Source organism: Parabacteroides sp. CAG:2 (assembly GCF_000436315.1).
In the GTDB taxonomy this organism is placed as follows: domain Bacteria; phylum Bacteroidota; class Bacteroidia; order Bacteroidales; family Tannerellaceae; genus Parabacteroides; species Parabacteroides distasonis.
In genome coordinates this window covers 1-650 of sequence record NZ_FR885296.1, presented here as the reverse complement: position 1 = coordinate 650, position 650 = coordinate 1, and the positions used below count along the sequence as shown (strand labels likewise).

General features: G+C 36.5%; 1 protein-coding gene. It reads right to left on the bottom strand.

Annotation, left to right across the window (positions count from 1 at the left end; genetic code table 11):
* The coding region (locus QVP94_RS09650) for a hypothetical protein (protein ID WP_288213220.1) at positions 1 to 650 on the bottom strand (650 nt) is incomplete at both ends.

Below are 650 nucleotides of genomic sequence, written 5' to 3'. Positions count from 1 at the left end.
ATAAGATATGTCAAGACTGAACTTGTCCGTAAAGTTGATTTTTGACGATAAGTCATTTCTGATAAATCCATTTAAACCTATGTCTTTTAATTGTTTAATCACAGCTTCTCTGTCTTGTTCACTATGTATAATATCGCTATATGTATTGACAAAATGCTGCAAGGCTGCTTGAATGATTCTGATTGTGCCCTCTCTTTCAATAACATAGCTTTTCTTATTGTCCTTCTTTAAGGTGATGCTTGTAGCTTCCAGCAGATTGGCATGAAAATAGCTAAAGTCCTCCAATACAGACTTGTTCAATGCAGGTGCATTTGTGCCAATATCCTCTATAAAGTCATATACGAACAGAAGTAGATACCAAAACTTGCTAACGTCCAACTTATACGCTTCAATGGTATTCTGTAAATCTTCGTTGGTTAGAAACTTCTCTTTGAAAGAATCGTCCAACTTTCTGTATTCTCGTTTTTTGTATTCTTCCAAACTCCCTTTGAAAGTCTTCATTTTTTTGCTTCTTTCGTACCTTTCTTCAACGGATAAGTTTCTTTCCGCATATCTGTTGGCGAATATGGCAGGTGCAGTGGACACATCTTCATTATCGGGCAGGAAGTGGTTGGCTACTTCCCACACATATTCTAAAAGTAGCTCATTTA